Origin of the sequence: Aquimarina litoralis (assembly GCF_019295435.1) — a bacterium.
Classification (GTDB): Bacteria; Bacteroidota; Bacteroidia; order Flavobacteriales; family Flavobacteriaceae; genus Aquimarina; species Aquimarina litoralis_A.
In genome coordinates this window covers 138,992-156,034 of sequence record NZ_WEKL01000004.1, presented here as the reverse complement: position 1 = coordinate 156,034, position 17,043 = coordinate 138,992, and the positions used below count along the sequence as shown (strand labels likewise).

The following is a 17,043-nucleotide window of genomic DNA, read 5'->3' as shown; positions in this document are numbered from 1 at the left end:
AACTTCACTTTTTTATACTTATAAGATAAAATTGACCGTTTTTAGAGGAATATTTTATAAACTAACTATAACGTTTTCGTAATTCTTTAAAATAAGGCTTAAAATATTAGATATTTTTTTAGTTGATTGCCATTTTAACCGCCTTATAATTGTTGATTTACATAATTAAATATCATATTTTTTCTAAAAATGTAAAAAAATATCATTACAGTCTTTCATATGATAAAAATCCTTTAAAATTTGTATTTTCGTCGGACTTGTCAATACGCAAAATTTAGCAATATCACGTTTAGTATTGAGTATTTTTTAAGAAATAAGTAGTATTCTTTAATTTATAAAATACACTACGAATTGATAACTATGGTTTTTCGTTTTTGCTCAAAACAGTGCAAAAAAAGACAAGTTTAAAAATGATGTAAGGACTTCAGTGTTTTCTCAACAGATTATATAGTTTTTTAGCTATTATTCAAAACGATTTGTTGGTATACTTTATAAATTACCAGAAAGAAAACAGATTCGTTTTCCTAACAGCATTTAAATTAAACCAGGAAAGAATTCTATTTTAAATTGTATGAACACTTATAATGATTACATCAAGGAGATTGAACAAAGAAAATCTCTAGGTTTACACCCAAAACCAATTGATGGAGCTGAGTTATTAAGCGAGATTATTTCGCAAATCAAAGATGAAAATAATTCGAATCGAGAAGATTCCTTGAAGTTTTTTATTTATAACACTTTGCCAGGTACTACTGCCGCTGCTGGTGTTAAGGCAAAATTTCTAAAGGAAATTATTCTTGGAGAATCTGTAGTTGAAGAAATTTCAGTTGCTTTTGCTTTTGAGCAATTATCTCATATGAAAGGTGGGCCTTCTGTAGAAGTGCTACTAGATTTAGCTTTAGGTACTGATACTTCATTAGCGGCACAGGCGGCAAAAGTTCTTAAAACTCAAGTGTTTTTATATGAAGCAGATACTGAACGTTTAGAAGAAGCAATGAAACTTGGTAGTGCAGTTGCTAAAGAAATTATAGAAAGTTATGCAAATGCGGAGTTTTTTACAAAATTACCTGAAATAGATGAAAAAATAGAAGTGGTTACCTACATCGCGGGAGTTGGAGACATTTCAACAGATTTACTTTCTCCAGGTGCTGATGCACACTCTAGATCAGACCGTGAATTGCATGGTCAATCTATGTTTGAGCATAACAAAGACATGCAGAATGAATTATTAGCATTACAAAAGCAACATCCGAATAAGCGTGTAATGTTAATTGCCGAAAAAGGAACTATGGGAGTTGGTTCTTCAAGGATGTCTGGTGTAAATAACGTTGCATTATGGACAGGTATTCCTTCAAGTCCTTATGTGCCATTTATTAATATTGCTCCTGTAATTGCAGGAACAAATGGAATTGCTCCAATTTTCTTAACTACTGTTGGTGTAACAGGAGGTATAGGTATCGATCTTAAAAATTGGGTAAAACAAAAGGATGAAAATGGAAATACGATCGTAGATGAAGATGGTGATCCAATTTTAAAAGAAGTATATTCTGTTAAAACGGGTACGGTTTTAACCATAAATACTAAAGAAAAGAAATTATATAACGGAGATAAAGAGTTAAAAGATATCTCCACAGCCTTAACTCCGCAAAAAATGGAGTTTATCAAAGCTGGAGGGTCTTATGCTGTAGTTTTTGGAAAAAAATTGCAAACATTCGCCTGTAAAGTTTTAGGTATAGATGTACCGCAAGTATACGCTCCATCAAAAGAGATTTCTATTGAAGGACAAGGATTAACTGCAGTTGAAAAGATTTTTAATAGAAATGCAGTAGGAAATACACCAGGAGTTACCTTACATGCAGGATCAAATACACGTGTTGAGGTAAATATTGTTGGTTCTCAGGATACAACAGGATTAATGACTTCTCAAGAGTTAGAAATGATGGCTGCCACGGTGATTTCTCCAATTGTAGATGCAGGATATCAATCAGGATGTCATACGGCTTCCGTTTGGGATGATAAGTCAAAAGCGAATATTCCTAGATTGATGAAGTTTATGAACGACTTTGGACTAATTACAGGTCGTGATCCGAAAGGAGTATATCATGCAATGACCGATGTGATTCATAAAGTATTGAATGATATCGCAGTTGATGATTGGGATGTGATCATAGGAGGTGATTCACACACTAGAATGGCAAAAGGAGTTGCTTTCGGAGCAGATTCTGGAACGGTAGCCTTAGCACTAGCAACTGGTGAAGCTACAATGCCAATTCCTCAGTCAGTGAAAGTGACATTTAAAGGAGAAATGGTTCCCTATATGGATTTCCGTGATGTAGTGCATGCTACACAACAACAAATGTTAGATCAATTTGAAGGTGAAAATGTTTTCCAGGGAAGAATTATAGAAGTACATATTGGTACCCTAACTTCTGATCAAGCATTTACATTCACTGATTGGACTGCCGAAATGAAAGCAAAAGCTTCTATTTGTGTATCAGAAGATGAAACATTAATAGAATCATTGGTAATCTCTAGAGATCGTATTCAAATTATGATTGATAAGGGAATGGATAATGAGAAGCAAGTACTACAAGGTTTGGTAGACAAAGCAAATAATCGTATTGCTGAACTTGCATCTGGGAAAAGATCTGCTTTAAGACCAGATGCTGATGCCAAATATTATGCAGAAGTAGTTATTGATTTAGATGAGATTGTGGAACCAATGATAGCGGATCCAGATGTAAATAATGAAGATGTTTCTAAGCGTTATACACATGATAATATCCAACCATTGTCATTTTATGGAGGAACAAAGAAGGTTGATTTAGGTTTTGTAGGATCTTGTATGATTCACAAAGGAGATATGAAGATTTTAGCACAAATGCTGAAGAATATTGAAGCGCAACAAGGAGAAGTTAAATTTAATGCACCTTTGGTAGTTGCTCCTCCAACCTATAATATTGTAGATGAGTTAAAAGCTGAAGGAGACTGGGAAGTATTAGCTAAATATTCAGGTTTTGTATTTGATGATGCTGCACCAAAAGCGGCGGCACGCACTAAATATGAAAACGTATTGTATTTAGAGCGTCCAGGATGTAACCTATGTATGGGTAATCAGGAAAAAGCAGAACCAGGTGATACAGTAATGGCAACTTCTACTCGTTTGTTCCAAGGCCGTGTTGTAAGAGATTCAAAAGAGAAAAAAGGAGAGTCGTTATTATCATCAACACCAGTAGTAGTTTTATCTTCAATTTTGGGAAGAACTCCAACATTAGAAGAATACCAAGCTGCTGTCAAGGGTATTGTATTAACGAAATTTAAGCCTTCTCAAAAACAATTAGTTGTTTAACAAATATTTGTTTTTAAAACATAATAAGAAAGCCTTAGTATCTAATATGCTAAGGCTTTCTTTTTTAAATATTTTTAGAAGTTCGCTATTTAATAAAAAGTGTTTTTTTATAATCATAATACCATTTCGTAGTCCTGCTATATTTCGTATCTTTCAATACCTAATAAAAATTAACGGAAATATATATAAGTCTTATGGCATTCGATATTAATATGATTAAAAAGGTGTATGCTCAAGTTGCTGAAAGAGTAGACGCTGCCCGAGAAGTAACGGGCAAACCTTTAACACTAGCAGAGAAAATTTTGTATTCGCATCTTTGGGATGGAAAAGCTAAAAATGCTTTTGTCAGAGGAAAAGATTATGTGGATTTTGCTCCAGACCGTATTGCTTGTCAGGATGCTACAGCACAAATGGCATTATTACAGTTCATGCAAGCCGGAAAGAAAAAAGTAGCAGTTCCTACTACCGTACATTGTGATCATTTGATTCAAGCAAAAGTAGGAGCTACAGTAGATTTACAAACTGCTTTAAATAATAGTAACGAAGTGTTCAATTTCTTAGAATCTGTTTCCAATAAATATGGAATAGGTTTTTGGAAACCAGGAGCAGGAATCATACATCAAGTAGTGTTAGAAAATTATGCGTTTCCTGGAGGAATGATGATCGGTACGGATTCGCACACTGTAAATGCAGGAGGATTAGGAATGGTAGCCATTGGTGTAGGTGGAGCAGATGCTGTGGATGTAATGGCAGGAATGGCTTGGGAACTTAAATTTCCAAAACTCATTGGAGTTCGATTAACAGGTAAATTATCTGGTTGGACAGCTCCAAAAGATGTGATTTTAAAAGTAGCCGAGATTCTGACAGTAAAAGGAGGAACAGGAGCTATTGTAGAATATTTTGGGCCAGGTGCAACGGCAATGTCTTGTACTGGAAAAGGTACTATTTGTAACATGGGCGCAGAGATTGGTGCTACCACCTCTACATTTGGGTATGACGAGTCTATGGAGCGATATTTAAGGGCTACCGATAGAGCAGATGTGGCAGATGCTGCAAATGAAGTAAAAGAATACCTGACCGCAGATCCAGAAGTATACGCAAATCCAGAACAATATTTTGATCAGGTGATAGATATCAACCTTTCTGAATTAGGGCCATTATTAAATGGACCTTTTACACCAGATTTATCTACAGAAGTTGGTTCAGCAATGACGGAGAAAGCAACAGCTAATGATTGGCCGATTAAAGTAGAGTGGGGATTGATCGGTTCTTGTACAAACTCTTCATACGAAGATTTGTCGAGAGCGTCTTCTATTGCTCAGCAGGCGTTAGATAAAGGATTAAAAACTAAAGCAGAATTTGGAATCAATCCAGGTTCTGAACAAGTGAGGTACACAGCAGAAAGAGATGGTATTCTTGATGTGTTTGAGAAATTGGATGCTAAAATATTCACCAATGCTTGTGGACCATGTATAGGGCAATGGGGTCGTTACGAAGATCCAAAGAATGCACCTAAAAATAGTATTGTGCATTCCTTTAATAGGAATTTTGCAAAGCGTGCTGATGGAAATCCAAATACACATGCTTTTGTAGCCTCTCCAGAACTAACAGCAGCCATTGCGATCGCAGGGCGTTTAGATTTTAATCCGATTACAGATAAATTGATAAATGAAGACGGACAAGAAGTAATGTTAGACGAACCAACAGGTTGGGAATTGCCGCCAAAAGGATTCGAAGTAAAAGAAAATGGATATTTAGAGCCAGTAGCTGATGGAAGTGGAGTAGAAGTAGTGGTAGATCCAAATTCGGAGCGTTTAGAATTGTTAACTCCTTTTGAACCTATTGGAGATGATGTTAAAGGAGCAAAATTATTGATCAAAGCTTTTGGGAAATGTACTACGGATCATATTTCAATGGCTGGGCCTTGGTTGCGTTATAGAGGACATTTGGATAACATTTCTAATAACTGTTTAATAGGAGCGGTAAATGCCTATAATAAGAAGACAAACTTTGTAAAAAACCAGTTAACAGGAGAGTATGATGGAGTGCCAACGGTACAAAGAGCATACAAAGCTGCAGGTGTTCCAACGATTGTAGTAGGAGATCATAACTATGGAGAAGGTTCTTCACGGGAGCATGCGGCAATGGAACCAAGACATTTAGGTGTGGTGGCAGTTATTGTAAAATCATTTGCTCGTATTCATGAAACTAATCTGAAAAAGCAAGGAATGTTAGGACTTACCTTTGTAAATGAAAGTGATTACGATAAAATTCAGGAAGATGATACGATTAACTTCTTAGATTTAAATGCTTTTGCACCTGGAAAAACATTAAGTCTAGAGTTTGTACATACTGATGGGTCAAAAGATGTGATTGAGGTAAATCATACTTATAATGATTCACAAATCGAATGGTTTAAAGAAGGATCTGCGTTGAATTTAATAAAGAAACAGAACGCTTAAAGATATAATCGAATAGAAGTAAATAATGCTCCCGAAGATCATTCTTCGGGAGTTTTTATTTTATAAAGCTTTGTAATTTTATAAATTTGCGTATATGATACGCCAAAATATTAAAGTAGCTGTAGATGCGGTAGTCTTTGGATATAAAGACAAGACATTACATGTGCTATTAATCAAAAGAAATATAGAGCCTTTTAAAGATTCTTGGGCTTTGCCAGGTGGTTTGGTTCTCGAAAACGAAAGCTTGGAAGAAGCTGTAGAACGAGAACTAAGAGAAGAGACCAATGCAACTGTGGATTATTTGGAACAATTATATTCTTTTGGGAAACCAGGTAGAGATCCTAGAAATAGAGTAGTCAGCGTAACCTATTTTGGACTAGTGAAACCAGAACATCATACGATCAAAGCGGATACCGATGCAAGTGATGTTGCTTGGTTTGATATTAATGAACTTCCTGAGTTAGCTTTTGATCATGCTACGATTCTTGAAATGGCTAAAAAGCGATTACAAAACAAACTTACCTATGAACCTATAGGTTTTGATTTGTTAGCAGATAAATTTTTGTTTTCTGATCTAGAAAAACTCTACATGACCATCTTGGATAAACAAATCGATCGTAGAAACTTCCGTAAGAAAATTTTAAGTTTTGGAATCTTAGAAGAATTAGCCGAAAAAGTATCCGAAGGAAGAGGAAGACCTGCAAACCTCTTTAAATTTAATCAAAAGCAATACTTCAAACTAAAAGATGAAGGTTTCCTTTTTGATATAAAATAATCCAACAGCTTTTAATAATTTCATAGGTTCCTTCGCTTGGAAGGGAAGGTGGTTTTATAAAACAAACTTGTTTTATAAAAACGGAAGGGTTGGTAATCCTTGTAATTCGAAATGTATCAAAAATTCTTTTTATTGTAATTTTTACGCAAAATATTTTGTAGATATATTTTTCTATTTTAAATTTGCGTAAAAATAACACAATTATGAAGTTTTTACATTTAGACCCATCGTTTACACCTTTTGGAAAGTCAATTGAGTTTAACGCATTTGTTTTTAATGGAGGAGAACCACATATCAAAATCGCAGAAAAGAATATAGGTAATGCGGTAACTATCACTCATCGGTTAAATTCATTTAATGAAGTGGGATTGTTATTGGTTGCTACAGAAGCATTACGAAGAATGGATGTAAAAGAGATTAAGGTGTTGATTCCTTATTTTCCAGCAGCAAGACAAGATAGAGTGATGGTTTCTGGTGAAGCATTGAGTGTAAAAGTGTATGCAGATATCATAAATGCTCAGAATTATAGTGAAGTAATGGTCTTTGATCCACATTCAGAGGTGACGCCAGCATTATTGAATAATGTAAAGGTGATTCAGAATTATGAGTTTGTAAAACAGTGTTTGAATTATATTGAAGAAGAGGTGTTGTTAATTTCTCCAGATGGAGGAGCGCTAAAAAAGATCTATAAAGTATCTGAGTATTTAGGAGGTATTGAAGTAATAGAATGTTCTAAGAAAAGAGATGTAAAAACAGGAAAGTTGTCGGGATTTAGAGTATATGAAGAGGATTTAAAAGGAAAACATTGTGTAATTGTGGATGATATCTGTGATGGAGGAGGAACATTTTTAGGATTAGCAACAGCTTTACAAGAAAAGAATGCAGGGAAATTAAGTTTGATCGTAACTCATGGGATTTTTAGCAGAGGTTTTGAAGAACTAAAGAAATCTTTTGATACGGTTTTTACCACCAATTCTTTTAGGGATGTCGATGAAGATGGAGTAGTTCAGTTTCCGGTAGGTAAATAAGTTAGTACAAAACTGAGCTTGTCGAAGTGTTGTAAAGAATGAACTAATGAAATAATAAGAATAACAATCAAACGAGTATTACCATGAACCTAATCAAAGCACCATCTACAATAGAACTTGATAAAAACCTCAGCGTTTTTTTAGCAGGAAGTATCGAAGTTGGTGTTGCCAAACGATGGCAAGACATAGTGATTCAAGAATTATCTAATGAAAAAGTAACCATACTCAACCCAAGAAGGGATAGTTGGGATCAAAGTTGGAAACAGACTATCGATGATCCAGTATTTAATAAACAGGTAAACTGGGAGTTAGAAGCACTAGAAAAATCAGATATGATCATCATGTACTTTGATAAAAATACAAAGTCTCCTATTACCTTATTGGAATTAGGATTGTTTGCCAAAAGCAGAAAGTTAATCGTTTGTTGTCCTGATGGGTTTTGGAGAAAAGGAAATGTAGATATCGTTTGTGAACGATATGGAATACAACAAGTAAGAAGTTTAAACGAATTGGTTCGTGAAATAAAAGAAAGAGTACAATGAAGTATACCATACAAAATATACAAGAACAATTTAATAAAGGGAAAAGCCTGAAGTATCTATTCTTTTGGGGACATACTCCTAATAAAGATGGTAGTATTGGTAAAAGTTGTTTTAGTCAGTGGTGGAATAATGCTTTTGAGGTAGAAGGAGTATGCTATAAAACTGCTGAACATTGGATGATGGCTAAGAAAGCTATTTTGTTTAATGATGAAATCATGTTAAAAGAAATCATAGACTGTAACCATCCTATGGAAGCCAAACAATTTGGTAGAAAAGTGAAAAATTTTGATCCAGAGATTTGGAATCAGCATAAATATGAGATTGTGAAAGAAGGAAATTTCCATAAGTTTTCACAGGATGAAGAAATGAAACAATTTTTACTAGATACAAAGAACAGAATCATTGTAGAAGCAAGTCCAAGAGATCGCATATGGGGAATTGGAATGGGACAAGCAAATGAAAAAGCGAAAAATCCCAATTTATGGAGAGGACAAAACTTACTAGGTTTTGCACTGATGGAGGTAAGAGATGAATTAAATGAAGAAAGTTAAAGTAGAATAATAATTCGTCCTATTGAAATTTCAACGTAAAAAACGAAGTGTACGCAGCGTAAAATTAAATTTTTGTAGCGTCAGAATAAAAATACAAAACCTGTTTTCCTGTGAAAACTTAAAGTTCAAGTAACTCAAAAAGGTTTTAATTTAATTTAGAGAAGAGAACGATGTTTTTAGTTGAAATTTCATAAGACTAGACTTTTTTGTTTCTTTTTTCGGCAATGGAAAAAAGAAAATAATAATAGATAAAATGAAACTTGAATTAAAAAAATATAAAGAACAAGAACCATACTGGCCACAAGATGGATATCATATCATGGCACAGTATGACGATGAGAAAATTATAGTGTATCAATCCTATAGACCTGAAATTGGGAATTTTGCAGTGCAAAATCAATTCTTTGACGGTGCTTTCAGTCTGGAAAGAATGACATGGATAAAACCTAATTTTCTTTGGATGATGTATCGAAATGGTTGGGGAACTAAAGAAGGGCAGGAAGTAGTCTTGGCAATTCATTTAAAAAGAACAGCCTTTGAGAAGTATTTAGAGAATGCTGTGTATTCATCTTTTAAACCCGATTTATACGAATCGTATGAATTATGGCAAAAAGATGTAGCTAATTCAAATGTTCGATTGCAATGRGACCCTGATCATAATCCTTATGGAGCCAAATTAGAAAGAAGAGCCATCCAAATTGGACTAAGAAAGGAATTTATAAGATCCTTTGTTAAAGATGATATTCTAGAGATCGAGGATATCTCAGCTTTTGTCAAAAAACAATATGAGTTTGTGAAATCAGGAGATTTAGAGCAATTAGTGACACCTTTTGAAAAACCAATGCTTTTTGAGAATGTGGAATTAAACAAGTATTTGAAATTGAAATAAAGAATTGAAAATGGGAAGAGTTCAAGAAATACGTGCAAACTATGATCGAGAAATAATTACGGTGTATCAGGCATATAGTAAAGCGATTGCCTTGCCTGCAATTCAGTATAATAAGTTCGAAACTCCATTTTCTTTTCATAGAATGACTTGGATAAAACCTTCCTATTTATGGTTAATGGCTAGAAGTAATTGGGGAACAAAATCCAATCAGGAATATATACTTGCCATAAAAATTACGAGAGCAGGTTGGGAGAAAGCATTGTCATTAGGAGTGTTGACCGATCCAGATAAAGCTATTTATAAAAGTGGATCGGTATGGAAACAAGCGTTTGAAAATGCGAAAGTGCATATTCAGTGGGATCCTGAAAGAACGCTGAAAGGAGCCAAAATGGACATGCGATCCATACAAGTTGGAATTGGTAGAGATCTGATCAAAGAATATAATGAAGAATGGATCCAAGAAATAGTGGATTTGACACCTTTAACGAGGAAAATAAAAGACCTGATTAAAAAGGGAAAATATAAAGAAGCGAAAAGACTAGTTCCGGATGAGAAAGTGTATACAGTATCGGAAAGTATACAACAAAGCATAGGAATTAGGTAAACAGAATAGGAGAAATGAAAACAATAACCTATATAAAAGGAGATGCAACAGTTCCACAAGCTAAAGGAACAAAGCTGATTGTTCATATCTGCAACAATATTGGTGGTTGGGGTAAAGGTTTTGTAGTAGCAATATCAAAACGATGGCTAGAACCAGAAAAAGCCTATAGAGAATGGCATAGAAACCGATCAAAAAATGATTTTGAGTTAGGAGCTATTCAAATAGTGAAGGTTTCCGATGATAAACATGTAGGTAATATGATTGCTCAGCAAGGAATCAAAACTGGTAGTAAAGGAGTTCCAATCAGATATGAAGCTGTGCAGCAATGTTTAGAGAAAATTGCAGTCGAAGCAAAAGAACTAAATGCAAGTATTCATATGCCAAGAATTGGTTGTGGATTGGCTGGTGGCAAATGGAAAGAATTGAACCTATTATAGAAGAAACCTTATTGCAGCATGATATAGATGTGTATGTCTATGATTTTGGTTAAAATTTAAATGAATAAAACTATGTACACTTTAGATAAAATACCTTTTTTTCAAGAAATCGAAAAAAGTAATAATATTCTTTTAGCAGGAATGGGCGGTGGTTTTGATATTTATGCAGCGATTCCACTATACTTTAGTTTAATAAAACAAGGTAAAAAAGTAACAATTGCTAATTATTCATTTACCAGATTAAATGATACATCATCAGAATCAGTATTTCCATTTTGTTACAAGATAAGACCTGGAGATCAAGTGCATACCATACCCAAATATTTCCCAGAGAAGTACCTTAAGTTATGGTTCCATCTACAAGGAATTTTAGTAGACATTTATGCCTTCGAAAGAACTGCAGTGCAACCACTAAAAGAAGCCTACCAGTTTTTAGTAGATAAACATGAAATAGATACTGTTGTATTGGTTGATGGAGGAACTGATTGTTTAATGTTTGGAGATGAAGAAGGATTGGGAACTCCTCAAGAAGATATTTGTTCCATGGCAGCAGTATTTCAGACTAAAGTGGATAAGAAATTATTATTGAGTGTGGGATTTGGGGTAGATCATTATCATGGAGTTTCACATTACAGATTTCTCGAAAATCTGGCTGAATTAGATAGAGAAGAAGCTTATTTAGGATCTTTTCAGGTATTGAATTCTATGACTGAAGGTCAAAAATATAAAGAAGCTATTGATTTTGTAGATACTAAAATGAAAGGAATGGAAAGTATTGTTTCCAATTCTATAATTAGCGCTTTAGAAGGAAATTATGGAGACTATCACAGAACATCAAGAACCAAAGGAAGCGAATTATGGATCAATCCATTAATGACAATTTATTGGAGTTTTAAGTTAGAAAATGTGATGAAGAAGAACACCTATTATGAGTATATAAAAAGCACAAATACAGTAGGAGAGTTTAGAGCTAGACTAGCTGATTATAGAAGAACACTAGTGGATTATAGAGAAAAACGACAGATACCTATTTAGAAATGAAACTAAAAGTACTACAAGCGGATATTACAACTGTTGAGGTAGATGTAATCGTAAATGCTGCCAATACTTCCTTATTAGGAGGCGGTGGTGTTGACGGAGCTATACATAGAAAAGGAGGAAAAGAGATTTTAGAAGCTTGTAGAAAAATTAGAGCAACACAAGGAAAATGTAATCCTGGAGAAGCAGTTATCACTACCGCTGGAAACCTTTCTGCAAAGTATATTATTCATACCGTAGGACCGGTTTGGAATAATGGAGGAAAAGATAAAGAGAAGACTTTGTCCAAATGTTATAGTAATTCACTAAGACTAGCAGTAGAGCATGATTGTAAAACGATTGCTTTTCCAAATATAAGTACAGGAATTTATAAGTTTCCAAAACAATTGGCAGCCAATATTGCTATTAGCACGGTAACAAATGACCCGAATCTGATACATATGAAAGAAGTGCTGTTTGTGTGCTATGATGAGGTGAATTTTAAAATATATCAGAAAATTCTAGAAGTGAACTAGCTTTTTTATAAATAATCCTATAGCTTATGTTGTCACACTGTCCCGATAGCTATCGGGAGTCGAAGTGTTTTTTGACAATGAAAAAAAGAAAATAAGAACAAGAGGAAAATGAAAACAACAACGTTATACAGACCTGTTGGATTAAAAGAATTAGAGCTAATTCACAAGAGCAATTGGAAGAGATTTCCACCAAGATTAGATTGGCAACCTATCTTTTATCCAGTAATGAATGAAGCATATGCTATAGAAATCGCTACCAAATGGAATTTGGATGACGAAGGTTCTGGATACTCTGGTTTTGTAACAGTGTTTGACATGAATGCAGAATTCATTCTAAAATATAAGATTGAAAATGTAGGAGGACCCATTCACAATGAATTATGGGTGCCCGCAGAAGAGTTGAAAGAGTTTAATGATCATATAGTTGGAGAAATCAGGATAACAAAAGCGTATTTCGGGAAGAAATATATTAGTCCTGAAAATGAAGAATTAAAAAGAATTATTAAAAAAAATGAAGAAAAATAATAAGCAAATAAGTAAGTTTTTAAGCCTTATTCTACGACATAATCCAGGAAAAATAGGATTGGTATTAGATGAAAATGGATGGGCAGATGTAAATGAGTTACTAGAAAAAGCAAATAAAGATCGTCATCAACTTACTTTAGAAATACTAAAAGAAGTGGTAGTTACGAATGATAAAAAAAGATTTGCTTTTAATGATGATGAAACCAAAATCAGGGCGAATCAAGGGCATTCCGTAAAGGTTGATTTGGAGTATACTCCCATAGAACCACCAGAATTCTTATATCATGGAACGGTAGGTAAATTTAGAGAAGCCATTAAAAAACAAGGCTTACTAAAAATGAGCAGGCATCATGTTCATTTGAGTGAAGAAAGAGAAACTGCTACACGTGTAGGTGCGAGAAGAGGCGTTCCTATCATATTATCAGTGCGATCAGGAGAAATGCATAGAAATGGAATTAAATTCTATCAATCAGATAATGGAGTTTGGTTAACGGATAACGTACCTCCAGAATATATTGAGTTTAAGACTTGAAAGTAATGAGACCTATCAGGTTTTCAAAACCTCATAGGTCTTAAAATCGAAATAAATGATTAAAGAAGTACTACATCCAGAAATATATTTAATTAAAGAATTTCTAAGTAAAGAAAAATGTGATCATTTTATCGAGAAAGGGGAACAGGTTTCCTTTGAGGAAGCAAAAGTGGCTATCGATGGCAGACAAGTCAAAATAAAAGGAATTCGTAATAATCAACGAATCTTATTCAAAGATCAGTTATTGGCTGATCAATTATGGAAAAAGATAGCATCGCATGTTGTTACAAATTTTGGAAAGTATAAGGCCTGTGGACTCAATGAAATGTTTCGGATTTATAAATATGAAGAAGGACAACGTTTCAAAATGCATAGGGATGGTAGTTACCAACGGAATGAAAAGGAATGTAGCTTTTTCTCATTTTTGATATATCTTAATCAAGATTTTGAAGGAGGGGAAACTCATTTTGAAAATGGTGTTACGATTAATCCTGAACTTGGAGATGCTTTATTGTTTCATCATCCATTACGCCATGAAGGAAAACCCATTATATCAGGAGAGAAATATGTGCTTAGAACAGATATAATGTATAAGTTAAAAGAATGAGAACACTTGTAATTGGAGATATACACGGAGGTTATAAAGCACTACTGCAAGTTTTAGATCGTGCTAAAGTGACTATAGAAGATACATTAATCTTTTTGGGAGATTATGTGGATGGATGGAGTGAATCTGCAGAAACGATTCATAAACTGATAGAATTATCTAAGACAAATAAATGTGTATTCATAAGAGGAAATCATGATCTTTGGTGTGGTTTGTGGTTGCAGAAAGGAGCAACAAATCCTGTTTGGCTTGCTAATGGAGGCGAAGAAACCATACAGAGCTATATAAAGTCAGGTCACTTAGCGAATTTTGAACATAAAAACTTCTTTTTAGACACTTTAAAGAATTACCATATAGATAATCAAAATAGACTCTTTCTTCATGCAGGTTTTACCTCTATGCATGGCGTAGGTCGAGAAGAATACGAATCCAATTATTATTGGGATAGAACCTTGTGGGAAGCAGCATTATTGGCCGATAAAGTAGATGAAAAAACATTAGAAGATGTACTCACCTCTCCAAAACGATTCAATCACTATACGGAAATCTATATCGGTCATACTCCTACAACCGATTATAAAAGAGATACTCCTATAAAAGCATATAATCTATGGAATATAGATACAGGGGCAGCCTTTACTGGAAAGCTTACCATTTTGGATATTGATACCAAAGAATTCTGGCAGAGTGATCCTTTACAAATCCTATATCCCGAAGAAAAAGGGCGTAATTAGGGTATTATCTCCTCAATGTAAAATGGCTACGATAGGTATCAGAACCATCTTTCAGTTCTGCCACAAACCAGTAGTCTGTTCCAGGCATAGGCGTTCCATTATAAACTCCATCCCATCCTTGTCCGTTAGGATCTATTTGTGCAAGTAACCTTCCATAGCGATCAAAAATAAATAAATCCATATCTGGTACATTATCATCAGAAATAACATTCCAGAAATCATTAAAACCATCATTATTGGGCGTGAAAAAAGCAGGAAAACCTATCACAAGAATAGTTTCTGTTAGTTCGCCACATCCATCTATATTCCGAACGGTTACGGTATGAGTTCCTAAGGAAACATTGTTGAAAATGTTATTTGTTTGAAAAAAACCATTGTCTAAAGAGAATTCATACGGCCCACTACCTCCTGTTACCGTAGCAAGAATGCCATTCTCACTAGAAAATAAACCATTCGTTAAACTAAGAACTAAGGATTCAGGTTCTTCAATAAAAATTACTGTTGTGGATGCAGTACCAATACATGAATTACTACTTATGCTTGTATACTCGATAACATATTCTCCGGGATTTTCGRCAATTATTGATGAGGTAGTAACGCCTGGAATTACAGCACCATCTAAGCTCCATACAAATGAAAACAATGCAGGATCTAAGTTTGTTTCCAAAATGGGAAATGGTTCGCCATTAATGGGCTGCCCATTGTTATCAACACATAAAGGTGCAGTGTTAGGAAGTAGCACTTGTGGGCAAAAACAATCTGGAGCAGTAACAGTTTCTGTAATCGAACAGCTGCTTACAATTGAGGAACTTAAGGTAATAGTAATATCTGTTCCAGAGGGAATATTAATAATGATATTATTAGCTGTGTCTACCGTTCCAGCAGAGGAAGTAACAACAATATTAGGTCCAGTCTGATACGTAATCTCATAGCCAGTGTTAGTACACTGAGTGACAATATTGGTAATAGTTGGTAATGCAACAGCTTGTACTGTAACTTCAGAACTAGCATTTCCACATCCGTTTCCTGAAGCTATTGTATACGTATAAACTCCATCCGGATCTGTGCCTGGTGTAAAAACTCCTGTTCCACTACTTAATGTAGGAGACCAAGTTCCACCGGTATCTGGTGTTCCTCCAAGAATAGTAAAAAGATCTATAGGAGCATCATTTTCACATACATCTAATGTTCCGGGATCACCAGCGTTTGGAGCATTAACTATTGTTACTGTAACATCCGCAGAATCATCTGGACAGTTAGTTCCAGTAACGGTATAGGTGTAAATACCAGGAGGATCCACAGCAGGATCAAAAACTCCAGTTCCACTTGCTAAAGGAGGTGTCCAAGTACCACCAGTAGTTGGAGTAATTCCATTAAGTTGAGTATATAAGTCAACAGGAGGACTCGTTAGACAGATATCTAAAGTTCCATCTTCACCAGCATTAGGAGAGTCCGTACCAGTTACGGTAACATCATCTGTTAAGGTTATTTGCTCACCATCACAGTTGGTATATACGATTTCTGCGGTATATGTTGTGTCCGTATTTGGGCATACACTAATCGTAGAAGTATCACCAATTTCCACACCAGAAGAATCAAACCAAGAGATTTCGTAATTGGGAGCACCATTTGGAGTAAATCGCCATGCTTCGTTGCTAATATCCCAAGGACCATCAGAAGTATTTCTGCCCGGAGGAACAAAAGCTATTGTACCTGGATTGTTTTGTATACCAATTACCGCATTTCCACTATTCCAGGAAGTACAAAAAGGTTTGTCTTCTACATAAACCTCAATAACATTGGTCGTTTCATAAAGAACCATCTGAAAGGTGGATGTTAAACTATTACAACTAGGACTAAAGTGAGCTACAGAAGAGTAAGAGACAACTAAGGTTCTGCAGGGAGATGTTCCTAGCAGTTCCCAACCAATTTCGGGAGAAGTATTAGTAATAGATGGATCGATATCATGAGCCACACCAAAAATATTAGCTTCGCCCAAAGTTGGATTCACATTTTCAGGAAGGTCTTCATTAAATTGCCATTCATTACTTTGGTCTAAAGCATCGACTTCAAGTCGTATCACACCATTTGAACCAACTTGAATCTGATTATAAGTATCTCCAAAAAAACAAAAATTAAAAGGTAAATCGATAACACCTGACCAAATATCATCGACACCAAGACTTATTGGATTCGCAAGCCCAGTAAAAGGAAATGGAGGTGCATAAGGAACAGACGATACTTCATAGCTTGTTGTAAGTCCAGTTTCTAAAAAATTTGCAGAAAGATCTACACAAAGATTTGTACAATCTGTACTTTGATCTGGTCCAGCATCTAAATTAGGACATCCTGGAGCTTGACTAAAAACAGAATAAGAAAAGAGTAGAAAGCCAATGCATAGGATACGCTTTAGAGTAGAGGTTTTCATATAGAGGGGTTGGTTTTAAGGTGGTTT

General features: G+C 34.8%; 16 protein-coding genes. 15 read left to right on the top strand and 1 reads right to left on the bottom strand.

Annotation, left to right across the window (positions count from 1 at the left end):
* Positions 1-571 precede the first annotated feature (571 nt).
* From GBO31_RS03725 to GBO31_RS03655, 15 genes are all read left to right on the top strand, one after another.
* Positions 572-3,349, top strand: coding sequence for a bifunctional aconitate hydratase 2/2-methylisocitrate dehydratase (locus GBO31_RS03725; protein ID WP_219006970.1), 2,778 nt, complete (start codon positions 572-574; stop codon positions 3,347-3,349).
* A gap of 194 nt (positions 3,350-3,543) precedes the next feature.
* On the top strand, positions 3,544-5,811 hold the full coding sequence (locus tag GBO31_RS03720; RefSeq protein WP_219006969.1) for an aconitate hydratase: 2,268 nt from the start codon (positions 3,544-3,546) through the stop codon (positions 5,809-5,811).
* A 94-nt stretch (positions 5,812-5,905) separates the two neighbouring features.
* Positions 5,906-6,586 carry an NUDIX hydrolase gene (locus GBO31_RS03715; RefSeq protein WP_219006968.1) on the top strand — a complete coding sequence of 227 codons (681 nt, stop codon included), beginning with the start codon at positions 5,906-5,908 and terminating at the stop codon, positions 6,584-6,586.
* A 203-nt stretch (positions 6,587-6,789) separates the two neighbouring features.
* Complete coding sequence (prs, locus tag GBO31_RS03710) at positions 6,790-7,614, top strand: ribose-phosphate diphosphokinase (RefSeq protein ID WP_219006967.1); 825 nt, start codon at positions 6,790-6,792, stop codon at positions 7,612-7,614.
* A gap of 83 nt (positions 7,615-7,697) precedes the next feature.
* The gene (locus GBO31_RS03705) at positions 7,698-8,156 is read left to right on the top strand and encodes a nucleoside 2-deoxyribosyltransferase domain-containing protein (protein WP_219006966.1); all 459 of its coding nucleotides are present in this window, start codon (positions 7,698-7,700) and stop codon (positions 8,154-8,156) included.
* Positions 8,153-8,707 carry an NADAR family protein gene (locus GBO31_RS03700; protein WP_219006965.1) on the top strand — a complete coding sequence of 185 codons (555 nt, stop codon included), beginning with the start codon at positions 8,153-8,155 and terminating at the stop codon, positions 8,705-8,707. The genes GBO31_RS03705 and GBO31_RS03700 overlap by 4 nt, the downstream gene beginning before the upstream one ends.
* 253 nt (positions 8,708-8,960) lie before the next feature.
* Positions 8,961-9,596 carry a DUF4291 domain-containing protein gene (locus GBO31_RS03695; RefSeq protein ID WP_219006964.1) on the top strand — a complete coding sequence of 212 codons (636 nt, stop codon included), beginning with the start codon at positions 8,961-8,963 and terminating at the stop codon, positions 9,594-9,596.
* Between the two features lie 10 nt (positions 9,597-9,606).
* Positions 9,607-10,200 carry a DUF4291 domain-containing protein gene (locus GBO31_RS03690; RefSeq protein ID WP_219006963.1) on the top strand — a complete coding sequence of 198 codons (594 nt, stop codon included), beginning with the start codon at positions 9,607-9,609 and terminating at the stop codon, positions 10,198-10,200.
* A gap of 14 nt (positions 10,201-10,214) precedes the next feature.
* Positions 10,215-10,637, top strand: a complete 423-nt coding sequence (locus tag GBO31_RS03685; RefSeq protein ID WP_343211285.1) for a macro domain-containing protein — start codon at positions 10,215-10,217, stop codon at positions 10,635-10,637.
* Positions 10,638-10,709: 72 nt separating this feature from the next.
* Positions 10,710-11,672 (top strand): DUF1152 domain-containing protein, encoded by a 963-nt coding sequence (locus GBO31_RS03680; protein ID WP_219006962.1) that lies wholly within the window; start codon positions 10,710-10,712, stop codon positions 11,670-11,672.
* Positions 11,673-11,674: 2 nt separating this feature from the next.
* A complete protein-coding gene (locus tag GBO31_RS03675) occupies positions 11,675-12,190 on the top strand; it encodes an O-acetyl-ADP-ribose deacetylase (protein ID WP_219006961.1) in 516 nt (171 codons plus the stop codon).
* A 108-nt stretch (positions 12,191-12,298) separates the two neighbouring features.
* On the top strand, positions 12,299-12,715 hold the full coding sequence (locus GBO31_RS03670; RefSeq protein ID WP_219006960.1) for an ADP-ribosylation/crystallin J1: 417 nt from the start codon (positions 12,299-12,301) through the stop codon (positions 12,713-12,715).
* Positions 12,702-13,247, top strand: a complete 546-nt coding sequence (locus tag GBO31_RS03665; protein ID WP_219006959.1) for an RNA 2'-phosphotransferase — start codon at positions 12,702-12,704, stop codon at positions 13,245-13,247. Before GBO31_RS03670 ends, GBO31_RS03665 begins: the two co-directional genes overlap by 14 nt.
* A gap of 55 nt (positions 13,248-13,302) precedes the next feature.
* Positions 13,303-13,854 (top strand): 2OG-Fe(II) oxygenase, encoded by a 552-nt coding sequence (locus GBO31_RS03660; protein WP_219006958.1) that lies wholly within the window; start codon positions 13,303-13,305, stop codon positions 13,852-13,854.
* Positions 13,851-14,588 carry a metallophosphoesterase family protein gene (locus GBO31_RS03655; protein WP_219006957.1) on the top strand — a complete coding sequence of 246 codons (738 nt, stop codon included), beginning with the start codon at positions 13,851-13,853 and terminating at the stop codon, positions 14,586-14,588. Before GBO31_RS03660 ends, GBO31_RS03655 begins: the two co-directional genes overlap by 4 nt.
* A 4-nt stretch (positions 14,589-14,592) precedes the next feature.
* On the opposite strand, the gene GBO31_RS03650 is transcribed toward GBO31_RS03655, so the two are convergent.
* Positions 14,593-17,016: a T9SS type B sorting domain-containing protein gene (locus GBO31_RS03650; RefSeq protein WP_219006956.1), complete on the bottom strand. Its 2,424-nt coding sequence runs from the start codon at positions 17,014-17,016 to the stop codon at positions 14,593-14,595.
* Positions 17,017-17,043 lie beyond the last annotated feature (27 nt).